We start from the raw sequence: 13,687 nt of genomic DNA, 5'->3' as shown, positions 1-13,687 counted from the left end.
CTGGACCCGGAGGGCTTCTTGAACTACTTGAAGAAGGCGATGCCGTCGTCCGGGAGGTCGCCGAGGCTCTTCGCCATCGCCTCGACCTCTTCCGGGGTGACGACCTTCTTCAGGTGCGCCGACATGTACGGGCGCAGCTCCACCTCCGGGGTGGCCTTCTCGCCGACCCACATCAGGTCGCTCTTCACATAACCGTAGAGCCGCTTGCCACCGCTGTACGGGCCGGAGGCCGCGGTGCGCGCCACCGCGTCGGTGACCAGGTCGATCTGCGGCTTCTGGTCGGCCAGCTCCCCGTACCAGATCTCGATGACGCCCTGGTCGCGGACCATGACGACCTCGACCTTGCGGTCCTTGTCGATGCGCCAGTAGCCCGACTCGGACTCCAGCGGCTTGACCTTCTTGCCCTCGGAGTCGAGCACCCAGGTGTGCGAGGTGTACTCCAGGAAGTCCCGGCCGTCGTGGCTGAAGGAGACCTCCTGGCCGAAGTTGCACTGCTCGGCGCCCGGGAAGTCCGAGACACCCGCGCCCGCCCAGTTGCCGAGGAGGAAGGCCAGCGGGACGAGGTCCGGGTGGAGGTCGGACGGGATCTCGATCATGAGTGGCTCAGACGATCTGTGAGGGGGTGGGGGCGGGGAAGGTCAGCGCTGACCCTGGTAGAGCTTCTTCACGGTCAGGCCGGCGAAGGCGAGAACGCCGACGCAGACCAGCACCAGCAGGGCGGAGAAGAATGCCTCAAGCACGGGAACTCCTTGGAACGAGCGGTAGGCCGACAGTACGGGGCCCGGCCCCAGCCTAATGGGTTGGGGCCCGGCCCGTCGGTTCGGGGCCTGCGTGGGTCCGCCGGGGCGCAGGCCGGCCCGGCGGCCGGTTCCGCAGGGTCGGCACCGGTCGGCACCCGGTGGAACGGCACGCTCTCCGGGCCGCGATTAGAGTTCGGCACATGCCGAAGAAGCTCGTGATCAAGGTGACTGCCGGTGCCGACTCAGCCGAGCGCTGCTCGCAGGCGTTCACGGTGGCCGCGGTCGCCGTCGCCAGCGGCGTGGAGGTCTCCCTCTGGCTGACCGGGGAATCCTCCTGGTTCGCTCTGCCGGGCCGCGCCGCGGAGTTCGAACTGCCGCATGCCGCGCCGCTGCCCGATCTGATCGAGTCGATCCAGGCGGCCGGGCAGATCACCCTCTGCACGCAGTGCGCGGCGCGGCGCGACATCACCGAACAGGACGTCCTGAAGGGCGTGCGGATCGCGGGCGCCCAGGTCTTCGTCAGCGAGATCATGGCCGAGGGCGTCCAGGCCCTCGTCTACTGACGCGCCACGCGCACTACCGCGCACCCGCCGGCGCCCCACCCCACCCACTAGTGCCGTTTCTTGCCGTCGAGTTCGTCCCACCACTCGTCGGACTTCGGGTCGCCGGACGGATCGTCCCACCAGCGGTCCTCCGGGCCCCGACGGTTGGCGATCATGGCCGCGACGGGCGGGATGACCATGGCGACGAGACACATCGCTATCGCGGCGGGCATCGACCACAGCCGGACGAATGCCCAGGCCGACACGAAGAGGACGATGCAGCCGCCCATCATCAGGAAATAGCCGCGACGGCGTCGGGCGTACATAGGTCAAGCGTAGGCCCGTGGCACGCCCACGCGAACGGCACGAAGGGCCGTACCCCGTTTCAGAAGGCGTCCAACCCTGGGGTACGGCCCTTCGGCCGGTGCGGTGTCGCGGGCCCGCCGGGCCGGTCGGCCGGGCGGGCTCCCGCGTACGTACTAGACGGCGATGGCGACCTCGGAGAGGCCACCCGTCTGCGCCACGACCGTGCGGTCGGCGCTGCCGCCCGGGACGAGGGCGCGGACCGTCCACGTGCCCTCGGCCGCGTAGAAGCGGAACTGTCCGGTCGCCGAGGTCGGGACCTCCGCGGTGAACTCGCCGGTCGAGTCCAGCAGGCGCACGTAGCCGGTGACGGGCTCGCCGTCGCGGGTCACGCTGCCCTGGATGGTGGTCTCACCGGGCTTGATGGTCGAAGCGTCGGGGCCGCCGGCCTTTGCTCCACACATGGTGTTCTGTCCTTCTGGGTCGGGGGGCGTCCTGGTCCGGGTGGTGCCGGTCCGGGTCGTGCGGAGTTGCTTGGTGGTTACTTGTTGGCGCCGAGCTCGATCGGCACACCCACGAGGGAGCCGTACTCGGTCCACGAACCGTCGTAGTTCTTGACGTTCTCCTGGCCGAGCAGCTCGTGCAGCACGAACCAGGTCAGCGCGGAGCGCTCGCCGATGCGGCAGTACGCGATGGTGTCCTTCGCGAGGTCGACCTGCTCGTCCTCGTAGAGGGCCTTGAGCTCGTCGTCCGACTTGAAGGTGCCGTCGTCGTTGGCGTTCTTCGACCACGGGATGTTGCGGGCGGTCGGCACGTGGCCGGGGCGCTGGGACTGCTCCTGCGGGAGGTGCGCCGGGGCGAGCAGCTTGCCGCTGAACTCGTCGGGCGACCGCACGTCGACCAGGTTCTGGCTGCCGATCGCCTTCACGACCTCGTCGCGGTAGGCGCGGATCGACTCGTCCTGCGGCTGGGCCTTGTACGCGGTGGCCGGGCGGGACGGGATCTGGTCGCCGTCGACCAGGTCGCGGGAGTCGAGCTCCCACTTCTTGCGGCCGCCGTCGAGCAGGCGGACGTCCTGGTGACCGTAGAGCTTGAAGTACCAGAACGCGTAGGACGCGAACCAGTTGTTGTTGCCGCCGTACAGGACGACCGTGGTGTCGTTGCCGATGCCCTTCTCGGACAGCAGCTTCTCGAAGCCCGCCTGGTCGATGAAGTCCCGGCGGACCGGGTCCTGGAGGTCCTTGGTCCAGTCGATCCGGATCGCGTTCTTGATGTGGTTCTTCTCGTACGCGGAGGTGTCCTCGTCGACCTCGACGAGGGCGATCTTCGGGTCCTCGATGTGGGCCTCGACCCAGTCGGCGTCTACCAGGACGTCACTGCGGCTCATTCTGTTCTCCTCCGGGGCAGTCTGCGGCGAGATGTGCGAGACGGTGCGTGATGCGGATGCGTGATGCGGATGTACGGCGGCGCAGGGTGCGGCGCACGTGCGACATGCGATCGGGATGGGCCCTGAATCGCTCGAAGGGCCGGGGGAATGCGGGGTGCCGAAGGCTCCCGCTCAGACAGTGCGACAGAGCATGGCGGCGACGCGGCACAGGTCCACTGCCCGCCGCTTCGTGAGATCCGCCCGTCCCCACTGTGGGAGACCGCTTATGGAGCACTGCATGGGACCGATCGTAGGGAGGTACGGCCGGACATGTCACCGCCGTGTCGCATCCTGAGACTCGATCGTCCGCAATACGAGACATCGACTGGGCGGCACCGTCCCCCGCGTGGCTCCCCCGCCGTCCGCGCCCGTCGGTCATCTGCGGATCGGACACGGCCGTCTCAATATGTGGCCCGAAGTGCCCTGCTAGGTCGAGGCCGCTGCCCGGACCCGGCGGGACCTAGCCGTCGAGCTGTACGTCCGTGCCCGTCACCGAGATCTCCAGGCCGTCGGCGGTCGGCTGGATCTTCTGCAGCTTCAGGCCGCTGGGCAGGCCGCCGACCTCCCGCTCGAAGTCGGTCCTCCGGCGCACCAGACCCTCCAGCCCCGGAATGCCCTCGCCCGGCACCTTGTCGGCGTGCACCTTGAGGATGTGGCCGTCGACGAGGGTGACGGTGGAGAGCACACTGCGCGACAGGGGGCGGCCGAGGATGTCGACCGTGCCGGTCACCTTCACCTTGCCGTTGCCGCCGTACTCGACGACGACGCCGTCGCCGGCGGCCTTGGTCAGGTCCTCGTACGAGATGACGGCGGAGCCGGTGGCGCGGGCGGCGGTGGCGCTGGAGTAGCCGTCGGCCAGCTTCACCTCGTGCAGCGCGGCGTTCATCCTGCTGATCCGGATCCGGTGGCCGTTGGCGTCGGTCTCGATGCCGGTGATCTCGACGTCGACCTCGTCGAGCTGCGAACCTGCGAGCTGGGTCAGGAACGGAAATCCCTTGATGGAGACGTCCGTGGAGCCGATCGTGGCGCCGGTGACGTGGACCCGGCCCTCGGCCTCCGACTCGGCGAAATACACCGCCACCCTGTCGACGACGAAGAAGATCCCGCCCAGAACCACCACTATGACCAGCAGTATTCGCAGTGCGCGCATGCCCGCTCTTTCCCCCACCCTGCATCCGGCCGGACCCCCCGACGCCCGTGTGTCCGGTACGGATGCACGGAACTCCCGGGGTGATCGACGAGCGGACGCCCCCCTTCGGTTCCCGCTCGGTTCCCGAAGGGGGTGGTGCCGGTGCGTGCTACGAGATCGCGCGGCCGAGCAGATAGACGGCGGGTGCGGCGGCGGTGAGCGGCAGTGCCACACCGGCCGTCATGTGGACGAACCGCGACGGGTAGTCGTAACTCGCCACCCGCAGCCCGATCAGCGCGCAACCGCCCGCCGCGAGGCCGAGCAGCGCACCCTTCGTACCGAAATCGGTGAACGCCCCCGCCGCGGCACCGGCACCCGCGGCGGCGAGCAGCGCCACCACGACCGAGGCCGGCCCGGGCAGCGGCAGCGCGCGGACGAGGACGGCGACCGCGACGGCCACCCCGCCCACCGTCACCGCGTCCGGGACCGCCGCGAGGTGTCCGGCGGCCAGGACCGAGAGCGCGGCCGAGGCGACGGTGGCCATCAGCCCCTGCATCCGCTCGTCGGCGCTCGCGTGGCTGCGCAGCTGGAGGACCACGGTGAGCAGCACCCAGATGCCGAGGGTCCCGAGGATGGCGGCCGGTCCGTTCTCGCGGCCCGCGGCGAGCAGCGCGATGTCGGCGACGAGGCCGCCGGCGAACGCGAGCGCGATGCCCTGCCGGGCCGGCCACATGCCGTTGAGCCGGAACCACCCGGCCGCGGTCACGGCCTGGAGCAGCACCAGCGGTACGGCCAGGGCGTACTGCCCGATCGCGGCACCGAGGGCGAGGAGCAGCCCGAGTCCCGCGGTGATGGCGGCGGGCTGCATACCCGGCGCGATGATCGGCGAGCGGCCCTCGGCGCGGGCGCGCTGCGCGTCGGTGATCCGGCTGTTGCCCAGGGTGGTGGGGGCGCTGTATCCGGCGGCGTCGAGCGCGGAGTCGGTGGCGGCAGGGGCCTGACCCGCGGGTACGTCCGCCCGGACCGGCTCGGCCGGGGCCTCGGGAGGCAGCGGGTAGGAGCCCGCGGCGCGCCGCGGATGCGAAGGCGGCAGATAGTTGTTCTCGGCGGCAGCCGGAACGGGCTGCTGCTCGGGCTGCACCGGCTGAGCGGGCTGCGCGGGCTGAGCGGGCTGAGCGGGCTGAGCGGGCTGAGCGGGCTGAGCGGGCTGAGCATGTTGCACAGGCTGCGCGGGCTGGATGGTCGGCTGGTACTGGGTGTCCCAGGTCTGCCCCTCCCAGGTCTGCGCGACACCGGGATCCTGCGGGCCGTGCGCCGCCGGTGCGCCGGACTCCGGCGGATGGCCGGTCGGCCATGCGGACACCGGGCCGGCCGGCTGCGGAGCTCCGTACGGCGCCTGCTGACCGTACGACGGGCCGCCGTAGGACGGGCCGCCGTACGACTGCTCCCCATAGGACTGCGCACCATGGGTCCGGTCGCCGTAGGCCTGCTGACCGTAGGGCTGCTGTCCATAGGCCTGCTGACCGTACGCCTGCTCCCCATACGGCTGCGAGGGCTGGGGCTGCGGCTCCTGGCCGGGCTCGTACCCGTAGCCGCGGCCCGAGTCCTGTCCGTACGGATGCTGTTGATCGTTGCTGCTCATGTTCTGCGGTTCACCCTCCTGCGAACGGCGGGAGCACCTCGACCGTGCCGCCCTCGGCGAGACGTACGGTCTCATGACTGCGGGTCCCCACGGGGTCACCGTCGACGAGGAACGAGCACCTTTGCAGCACTCGGGTGAGCTCGCCGGGGTGCCGTTCGCGCACCGCGTCGAGCGCCTCGGCGAGCGTCGCGGCGGCGTATGCCTCCTCCGCGGTCCCGGCGGCGGCCTTCGCGGCGGCCCAGTAGCGGATCGTTCCGGCAGACATGGCGGAGCTCCTCTCGTCTCGCATCAGCTGTCCATCATGGATCACCGCGCCGCCACCCAGTCGCCGATGCGGGTGAGCAGGCTCTCGTCCGCGGCGTTCTCGGCATGGCCCATGCCGTGCTCCAGCCACAGCTCTGCGTCGTCGCCCGCCGCTTCGGCCAGCATCCGGGGGTGGTCCAGCGGGAAGTACGGGTCCTGGTCACCGTGCACGATCAGCAGCGGGGCCGGGGCGATCAGCCTGGCCGCCCCGACCGGGGAGAGCGGGACCGGGTCCCAGTCGTTGTGGTCGATCCGGGTGCGGAAACCGTAGCGGCCGACCAGCCGGCCGACGGGCCGGGTGACCACCCAGTGCAGGCGGCGCATCGGGGCCGTGCCCCGGTAGTACCAGCGGGCGGGGGCGCTCACGGCCACCACCGCATCGGCGCGCGCATCCGCATGCACCCCCTCGTACGCTTCGATGCGCCCCCCGCGCTCCGCGCTCGCGCCGGCTCGCCCTTTGCACAGCGCCCCGTGCCGCAGCACCACGGAGCCGCCCATCGAGAACCCGACAGTCACGACCCTCCGGTGTCCGAGCGCACGCGCCCACCGCACCGCCGCCGCCAGATCCAGCACCTCGCGATCGCCCACCGTCGACCGCCCGCCGGACCCGCCGTGCCCCCGGAACGAGAACGTGACCACGGCCGCGCGCCGGCCGAGAACCTCCGCGGCACGCCGTACCGCGGGCCGGTCCACCGAACCGGTGAACCCGTGCGCGACCACGATCGCAGTACCGTCGAAGGATGTCTCCGCAGCGGCCCCGGCATCTGCCGTACACGGCTCGTACACCGCCTCGATACGGACCCCGTCATCGGTCCGCAACGTGGTCCGCAACGGGGTGCGCGGACGTCCGGGCGTGATCAAGGGAACAGAGGAACTCCGAAATCGCCCCTCGGACACAGAACTCATGTGGGCTATTCTGCTGGGAAGAGGATCCGGGCAAAGCAGCCCCCGGGTCCTTTTGTGCTTTCCAGGCGTTGTTACGGCGACGTTTCCACAAGCTCAGCGGTCCCCGGCCGCACCCGTAGAAACGTATGACGGACGATGACGAACGTCGTACGGCAAGCAGTGATGAAGCCAGCACGAACCGTACGAAGAAGTGCCGCATACTCCCCCGGGCCGAGCCCGGGAGTGCCCCTCTCGCAGGGAACGAGGAGGACCGACGTAATGGGCGAGCGAACCGCGCACGATCATCGACCGACGACCCAGGCAGGTGGGCGGCGATGAGTTCACTGCTGCTTCTGACAAATGCCCTTCAACCGTCGACGGAGGTAATTCCGGCCCTCGGTCTCCTGCTGCACAGCGTGCGGGTGGCGCCGGCCGAAGGTCCCGCCCTCGTCGACACTCCCGGTGCCGACGTCATCCTGATCGACGGCCGCCGCGATCTTCCGCAGGTGCGGTCGCTGTGCCAGCTGCTGCGGTCCACCGGACCGGGCTGTCCGCTGATCCTCGTCGTGACGGAGGGCGGTCTCGCGGCCGTCACCGCCGACTGGGGCATCGACGACGTGCTGCTGGACACGGCGGGCCCGGCCGAGGTCGAGGCCCGGCTGCGGCTGGCCACCGGCCGGCAGCAGATCAGCTCCGACGACTCCCCGATGGAGATCCGCAGCGGCGATCTGTCGGTCGACGAGGCGACGTACAGCGCGAAGCTGAAGGGCCGGGTCCTGGACCTGACCTTCAAGGAATTCGAACTGCTCAAATATCTGGCGCAGCACCCGGGCCGGGTCTTCACCCGCGCCCAGCTGCTCCAGGAGGTCTGGGGTTACGACTATTTCGGCGGTACGCGGACGGTCGACGTCCATGTGCGGCGGCTGCGCGCCAAGCTCGGCCCGGAGCACGAGTCGCTGATCGGCACGGTCCGTAACGTCGGCTACCGATTCGTCGCACCGGAGAAGGTGGAGCGCGCGGCCGAGGAGGCCAAGGCCCGGGCCGCGACGAAGAGGGCCGCCGAACCCGTAACCCGTTCGGAGCAGCCGAGCACGGCCGAGGCCCCGCAAGAAGCCCCAGTGCGGCCTGCCAACAGGTAGGTATATCCGCGTAGACTGCCGCGCGTGGCCAAGGTGACGCGGGACGATGTGGCGAGACTGGCGGGTACGTCGACCGCGGTCGTCAGCTACGTCATCAACAACGGACCCAGGCCGGTTGCCCCGGCCACGCGCGAGCGGGTGCTCGCCGCGATCAAGGAGCTGGGCTACCGGCCCGACCGGGTTGCCCAGGCCATGGCCTCGCGGCGGACCGACCTCATAGGGATGATCGTGCCGGACGCCCGGCAGCCGTTCTTCGCGGAGATGGCGCACGCGGTCGAACAGGCCGCCGCCGAGCGCGGAAAGATGGTACTCGTCGGCAACTCCGACTACCGCGACGAGCGCGAGGTCCACTATCTGCGGGCCTTCCTCGGCATGCGGGTCTCCGGGCTGATCCTGGTCAGCCAGGGCCCCAGCGAGCGGGCGGCAGCGGAGATCGAGGCGTGGGACGCGCGGGTCGTGCTGCTGCACGAGCGGCCCGAGGCGATCGACGACGTCGCGGTCGTCACGGACGACGTCGGCGGCGCCCAACTCGCCACCCGGCACCTCCTGGAGCACGGCAACGAGTACGTGGCGTGCCTCGGCGGCGTGGAGTCGACCCCCTCGGTCGGTGACCCGGTCGCCGACCACGTCGAGGGCTGGCGCCGTGCGATGCACGAGTCGGGGCGCTCGACGGAGGGCCGGCTCTTCCAGGCCCCGTACAACCGTTACGACGCCTATCAGGTGGCGCTGAAGCTGCTCGCGGGGCCGGACAGGCCACCGGCGATCTTCTGCTCGACGGACGACCAGGCCATCGGTGTGCTGCGGGCCGCGCGCGAGCTGCGGATCGATGTGCCCGGGGAGCTCGCGGTGGCGGGCTTCGACGACGTGAAGGAAGCCGGTCTGACGGATCCGCCCCTGACGACGGTCTTCTCGGACCGCCCGGCGATGGCGCGGGCCGCCGTGGACCTGGTGCTCGACGACTCGTTGCGGGTGCAGGGGTCGCGCCGGGAGCGGCTGAAGCAGTTCCCGTCGGCGCTGGTGGTACGACGGTCGTGCGGCTGCGGGGAGCCCACGGGCGGGGTGCGTTAGCCGGTATGCGTCAGGCGGGGCGGGCCGCACCGGCCGAAGGCCCCGCCTCGTTCGTACTCCCCCACAATCCAACGGAAGCCGTACTCCCTACACGGAAGCCGTACTCCCTTATATCGGGCATACGAGGTTCTGCCGGGCTTCTCAGCGGGTGCTCAGGCTTCTCTCATCTTCGGCCGTCACGCTCTTTTACATGACAGAGAGCCAGCGCCCGAGCGGCGAGTACCCGATGTACCCCTCGTACGGCAACGGTGACGCGTCCTACCCGCCGCCGTCCTACCCGCCCGCCCCCGAGCCGGCCGCGCACCGGCGCCGGGCCAAGCGGCCGGTGGCACTCCTGGCGGCCGTGGCCATCGCGGCGGGCGTCGTCGGCGGCGGCACCGCCGCCTTCGTCGAACAGCTCACCGGCAACGACACGAACAGCACGGCCGGCGGCATCATTCCCGGCACCACCGTCTCGCAGAGCAGCAAGGGCACCGTCGCCGGTGTCGCGGCGGCCGTCTCGCCGATGATCGTCGAGATCAACGCGACCTCGACCGCGGGCGAGTCCACCGGCTCCGGCGTGGTCATCACTTCCGACGGCGAGATCGTCACGAACAACCACGTCATCTCCGGCGCCTCGTCGGTCAAGGTGACGCTCAGCACCGGCAGGACGTACACCGCGAAGGTCGTCGGCACCGACGCCGACAAGGACCTCGCGCTCATCAAGCTCCAGGGTGCGAGCGGGCTGAAGACGGCCACGCTGGGCAACTCCTCGGCGGTCGCGGTCGGCGACCAGGTCGTCGCGATCGGCTCACCGGAGGGCCTGACCGGCACCGTCACCAGCGGCATCGTCTCCGCCCTGAACCGCGATGTCACGGTCGCCAAGGACGACGGCGGCAGCCAGGGACAGGGGTGGAACGGGCAGGGCGGAATGGGCGGCGGCGGACAGTGGCCGTTCGAGTTCGGCGGTCAGCAGTTCAACGGCGACACCGGTGACTCCACCACCACGTACAAGGCCATCCAGACCGACGCCTCGCTCAACCCCGGCAACTCCGGTGGCGCGCTCATCAATATGAACGGCGAGGTCATCGGCATCAACTCGGCGATGTACTCGGCGAGTTCGTCCGGCAACTCCAGCAGTTCCGGCGCGGGAAGCGTGGGCCTCGGCTTCGCGATCCCGGTCAATACGGTCAAGGCCGACCTCGACACCCTGAGGTCCGGCAACAGCTCCTGAGGAGACAGCCATGCACCACCCCGCACAGACCCCCGCCGGCCCGGCCGACCTGGCCCTGCCTCTCGCCCTCGTCTCGGAACTCCTCATGGAACGGGCTCCGGAACGTGTCCCGGAGGTCCGTACCGCCACGGCCCGCAAACGCCGGGCCGCGCGACGACGTGCCGCGACCGTGCGAGGCTGAAAGCAGCCCGGTCCGCACGGAACGAGAAGAGGAAAACGAGCGATGAGCCCCGCCGAAGACGATCCGCAGCGCATCCTGATCGTCGACGACGAGCCCGCCGTGCGTGAGGCCCTGCAGCGCAGCCTCGCGTTCGAGGGATACGGCACCGAGGTCGCCGTCGACGGTCTCGACGCCCTCGCCAGAGCCGACGCGTACGCGCCCGACCTCATCGTCCTCGACATCCAGATGCCGCGGATGGACGGCCTGACGGCGGCCCGCCGGCTCCGCTCCGCGGGCACCACCACCCCCATCCTGATGCTCACCGCCCGCGACACCGTCGGCGACCGGGTCACCGGTCTCGACGCGGGCGCCGACGACTACCTGGTCAAGCCCTTCGAGCTGGACGAGCTCTTCGCCCGCATCCGGGCCCTGCTGCGCCGCAGCTCGTACGCGGCCACGGCGGGCGGCGGCGTCCCCGACGACAATGTGCTGGCCTTCGCCGATCTCCGGATGGACCTGGCCACCCGCGAGGTCACCCGGGGCACCCGCCGGGTCGAGCTGACCCGTACCGAGTTCACCCTGCTGGAGATGTTCCTGGCACACCCGCGGCAGGTGCTGACCCGCGAGCAGATCCTCAAGGCCGTGTGGGGCTTCGACTTCGAGCCGAGCTCCAACTCCCTGGACGTGTACGTGATGTACCTGCGCCGCAAGACGGAGGCGGGCGGCGAACCGCGGCTCGTGCACACGGTGCGGGGGGTCGGTTACGCGCTCCGCTCCGGCGGCGGTGACGGATGACCGGCACCCTGCACCGGCTCCGTGCCCTGCCCCTGCGGACCCGGCTCGCGATGCTGGTGGCGGTGGCGGTCGCGGTCGCGGTCGCGGCGGTGGCGGCGGCCTGCTGGTTCGTGACGCGGGTGCAGCTGGAGCAGCAGATGGACGCGTCGCTGCACAGTTCCAAGGTCGACAAGAGCTACCTGAGCAACCTGTACAACTACTGCCAGGGCACCAGTCCGCTGCCGCCGCGGCCGTTCACCGGATACACCGTTCAGCTCATCGACTCCCAGGGCACGGTGTGCATCGCCCCCAAGGCGTCGGCACTCCAGGTGAGCCCCGCGGACATCGCGGTGGCCGAGGGGACGCAGCGCGACGCCCTGCACTCGACGAAGAACGCCGACGGAGAGCGGATGCGCGTCTACACGTACGCGCTCCCCGTTTCCGGTGGGACGACAGGCAGCATCGCCGTCTCCATCGCCCGCCCGATGAGCGAGATCAACGACCCGCTGTCCACGCTCGCCTGGGTGCTCCTGGCCGTCTCCGGCATCGGCGTCGGCGGCGCCGGCGCGGCCGGACTGTGGGTCGCGCGCACGGGGCTGCGTCCCGTCGACGAACTCACCGAGGCGGTCGAGCACGTCGCCCGTACCGAGGACCTCACCGTACGCATCCCGGTCGAGGGCGAGGACGAGATCGCCCGGCTGTCCCGGTCGTTCAACTCGATGACCGCCTCACTCGCCAGCTCCCGCGACCGCCAGGCCCAGCTGATCGCGGACGCCGGCCACGAACTGCGGACGCCGCTGACATCGCTGCGCACCAACGTCGAGCTCCTCGCCCGCAGCGACGACACCGGCCGGGCCATCCCGCCGGACGACCGCAGGGCCCTGATGAACTCGGTCAAGGCGCAGATGACCGAACTGGCCTCGCTCATCGGCGACCTCCAGGAACTGGCCCGCCCCGACGCGGCGAACCCCGGCCCGCTCCAGGTCGTCGCCCTGCACGACATCGCGGACACGGCCCTGGAACGCGCCCGCCTGCGCGGCCCCGAGCTGACGATCAGGGCCGACCTGACCCCCTGGTACGTACGGGCCGAACCGGCGGCGCTGGAACGGGCCGTGGTCAACGTCCTGGACAACGCGGTCAAGTTCAGCCCGCCCCACGGCACCATCGAGGTCGCGCTGCGGAACGGGGAACTGACCGTACGGGACCACGGTCCCGGCATCCCCGCCGAGGAACTCCCCCACGTCTTCGAACGCTTCTGGCGCTCCCCGTCCGCCCGCCAGCTCCCCGGCTCGGGCCTGGGCCTGTCGATCGTCGCCCGCACGGTCCAGCAGTCGGGCGGCGAAGTGACCCTGCGCCCGGCGGCGGAGGGAGACGGCACCGAGGCGTCGATCAGGCTGCCGGGAGCCCCGCAGCCGCCGCCGGGGCTCTGACGGGGGAACCGACGGGTACACGACACCAACGGAACCGGGTCGACGGCCGTCCGCCCCCGAAACCGGACCACTCGTCCTGCCCGGGAACCCGGTCACCCCTCCTTGAGGACACCCCGGGCACTGACCGCCTCGCGCAGTCGTGCGGCCATCTCGTCCCTTTGGGCCGGCGGCAGCGACAGAACCCCGTTCTCCGTCATCAGAGCGTGGAACTGCTGCTGGGAGGAGGGGACGCCGGACGGCAGGGCGGCGATGTGCCAGTGCAGGTGCGCATTGCCCTGCTGACTGCCGAGCGAGTAGAGGTACGTCCGCTCCGACTCGCAGACGGCCTCGACGGCCAGGGCGATCTCCCGGACGAACAGCATGAGTCGGCTGTATGCCGTTTCGTTCAGGTCACGCACCACATGCTCGACGTGCACCTTCGGCGCGACGAGGACCTTGCCCGGCAAGGTGGGCCACCTGTCCAGGAACGCGATGTGGTCGGCATCCTCGAATACGGTCTCGTGCGGGTAGTTCGGGTTCCCGGCGAGGAACGCGCAGACAAAGCACGGGCCGCTCTCCGTGCGCTCCACGTACGCCTCAAGATTCATGGGCCGTCGGTCCAAAGACACCTGTGCGCCTCTCCATAGGGGCGCATCAGTCTGCCGCAGCCCTGCGACGCGCACCGGCTCGAAGGAGGGCTGATTTTCTACGGCGTCCGGACCCACGCCGGTACGTCGCCGCAGTACCTCCGGACGCTGCCCCGACCCGTGCCGGGTCACCGCCCGAGCACACGGCGCCGGCGGAACCCGCTTCAGGACCTGGCGACAGCCGCCCCACGTGCACTGCGGCCCCGCACCTTCGGGGATGCTGTTGGCGAATTCGTGGCTCGGCGTGACGTCGGCCTTCAACACCCGGTTGTGGTCTTGAAGGCCGACGTTGTCGTATGGGGAGGTT

The 13,687-nt window shown here is 70.5% G+C and carries 17 protein-coding genes; 7 read left to right on the top strand and 10 right to left on the bottom strand.

Annotation, left to right across the window (positions count from 1 at the left end; all coding sequences use genetic code 11):
• Positions 1-23: 23 nt before the first annotated feature.
• Positions 24-596 (bottom strand): FABP family protein, encoded by a 573-nt coding sequence (locus ACFU8Q_RS03225; RefSeq protein ID WP_384447139.1) that lies wholly within the window; start codon positions 594-596, stop codon positions 24-26.
• Between the two features lie 344 nt (positions 597-940).
• On the opposite strand from ACFU8Q_RS03225, the gene ACFU8Q_RS03220 reads away from it, so the two are divergent.
• Positions 941-1,303, top strand: coding sequence for a DsrE family protein (locus tag ACFU8Q_RS03220; RefSeq protein ID WP_384447137.1), 363 nt, complete (start codon positions 941-943; stop codon positions 1,301-1,303).
• 47 nt (positions 1,304-1,350) lie between these two features.
• Here ACFU8Q_RS03220 and ACFU8Q_RS03215 read toward each other — a convergent pair whose 3' ends face one another.
• The 8 genes from ACFU8Q_RS03215 to ACFU8Q_RS03180 form a co-directional block, all read right to left on the bottom strand.
• Positions 1,351-1,608, bottom strand: a complete 258-nt coding sequence (locus tag ACFU8Q_RS03215; protein WP_383760227.1) for a DUF3099 domain-containing protein — start codon at positions 1,606-1,608, stop codon at positions 1,351-1,353.
• 153 nt (positions 1,609-1,761) lie between these two features.
• Positions 1,762-2,049, bottom strand: coding sequence for a DUF1416 domain-containing protein (locus ACFU8Q_RS03210; protein WP_030925040.1), 288 nt, complete (start codon positions 2,047-2,049; stop codon positions 1,762-1,764).
• 77 nt (positions 2,050-2,126) lie between these two features.
• Positions 2,127-2,972, bottom strand: a complete 846-nt coding sequence (locus tag ACFU8Q_RS03205) for a sulfurtransferase (protein ID WP_383760226.1) — start codon at positions 2,970-2,972, stop codon at positions 2,127-2,129.
• A 171-nt stretch (positions 2,973-3,143) separates the two neighbouring features.
• Positions 3,144-3,251, bottom strand: coding sequence for a putative leader peptide (locus ACFU8Q_RS03200; protein ID WP_384447135.1), 108 nt, complete (start codon positions 3,249-3,251; stop codon positions 3,144-3,146).
• Positions 3,252-3,471: 220 nt separating this feature from the next.
• A complete protein-coding gene (locus tag ACFU8Q_RS03195) occupies positions 3,472-4,161 on the bottom strand; it encodes a DUF2993 domain-containing protein (RefSeq protein ID WP_384447133.1) in 690 nt (229 codons plus the stop codon).
• 148 nt (positions 4,162-4,309) lie between these two features.
• The gene (locus ACFU8Q_RS03190) at positions 4,310-5,782 is read right to left on the bottom strand and encodes a hypothetical protein (RefSeq protein ID WP_384447132.1); all 1,473 of its coding nucleotides are present in this window, start codon (positions 5,780-5,782) and stop codon (positions 4,310-4,312) included.
• A 10-nt stretch (positions 5,783-5,792) separates the two neighbouring features.
• Positions 5,793-6,047 (bottom strand): MoaD/ThiS family protein, encoded by a 255-nt coding sequence (locus ACFU8Q_RS03185; RefSeq protein ID WP_384447130.1) that lies wholly within the window; start codon positions 6,045-6,047, stop codon positions 5,793-5,795.
• Between the two features lie 41 nt (positions 6,048-6,088).
• Entirely contained in the window at positions 6,089-6,991 is a 903-nt protein-coding gene (locus ACFU8Q_RS03180; RefSeq protein WP_384447128.1) for an alpha/beta hydrolase family protein, read from the bottom strand.
• A 314-nt stretch (positions 6,992-7,305) separates the two neighbouring features.
• On the opposite strand from ACFU8Q_RS03180, the gene ACFU8Q_RS03175 reads away from it, so the two are divergent.
• The 6 genes from ACFU8Q_RS03175 (at position 7,306) to ACFU8Q_RS03150 (ending at position 12,754) form a co-directional block, all read left to right on the top strand.
• Entirely contained in the window at positions 7,306-8,109 is an 804-nt protein-coding gene (locus ACFU8Q_RS03175; protein WP_384447126.1) for a response regulator transcription factor, read from the top strand.
• Positions 8,110-8,133: 24 nt separating this feature from the next.
• Positions 8,134-9,177 (top strand): LacI family DNA-binding transcriptional regulator, encoded by a 1,044-nt coding sequence (locus tag ACFU8Q_RS03170; RefSeq protein ID WP_384447125.1) that lies wholly within the window; start codon positions 8,134-8,136, stop codon positions 9,175-9,177.
• A 190-nt stretch (positions 9,178-9,367) separates the two neighbouring features.
• Positions 9,368-10,390 (top strand): S1C family serine protease, encoded by a 1,023-nt coding sequence (locus tag ACFU8Q_RS03165; RefSeq protein WP_384447123.1) that lies wholly within the window; start codon positions 9,368-9,370, stop codon positions 10,388-10,390.
• Positions 10,391-10,400: 10 nt separating this feature from the next.
• The gene (locus ACFU8Q_RS03160) at positions 10,401-10,571 is read left to right on the top strand and encodes a hypothetical protein (protein WP_384447121.1); all 171 of its coding nucleotides are present in this window, start codon (positions 10,401-10,403) and stop codon (positions 10,569-10,571) included.
• Positions 10,572-10,613: 42 nt separating this feature from the next.
• On the top strand, positions 10,614-11,345 hold the full coding sequence (locus ACFU8Q_RS03155) for a response regulator transcription factor (RefSeq protein ID WP_384447119.1): 732 nt from the start codon (positions 10,614-10,616) through the stop codon (positions 11,343-11,345).
• Positions 11,342-12,754 (top strand): sensor histidine kinase, encoded by a 1,413-nt coding sequence (locus ACFU8Q_RS03150; protein WP_384447117.1) that lies wholly within the window; start codon positions 11,342-11,344, stop codon positions 12,752-12,754. Before ACFU8Q_RS03155 ends, ACFU8Q_RS03150 begins: the two co-directional genes overlap by 4 nt.
• A 92-nt stretch (positions 12,755-12,846) precedes the next feature.
• Here ACFU8Q_RS03150 and ACFU8Q_RS03145 read toward each other — a convergent pair whose 3' ends face one another.
• A complete protein-coding gene (locus ACFU8Q_RS03145; RefSeq protein ID WP_384447115.1) occupies positions 12,847-13,341 on the bottom strand; it encodes an HIT family protein in 495 nt (164 codons plus the stop codon).
• Positions 13,342-13,687: the final 346 nt, after the last annotated feature.

Origin of the sequence: Streptomyces sp. NPDC057543, assembly GCF_042801895.1 — a bacterium.
In the GTDB taxonomy this organism is placed as follows: domain Bacteria; phylum Actinomycetota; class Actinomycetes; order Streptomycetales; family Streptomycetaceae; genus Streptomyces.
This window is presented reverse-complemented; position numbering and strand designations above follow the sequence as displayed.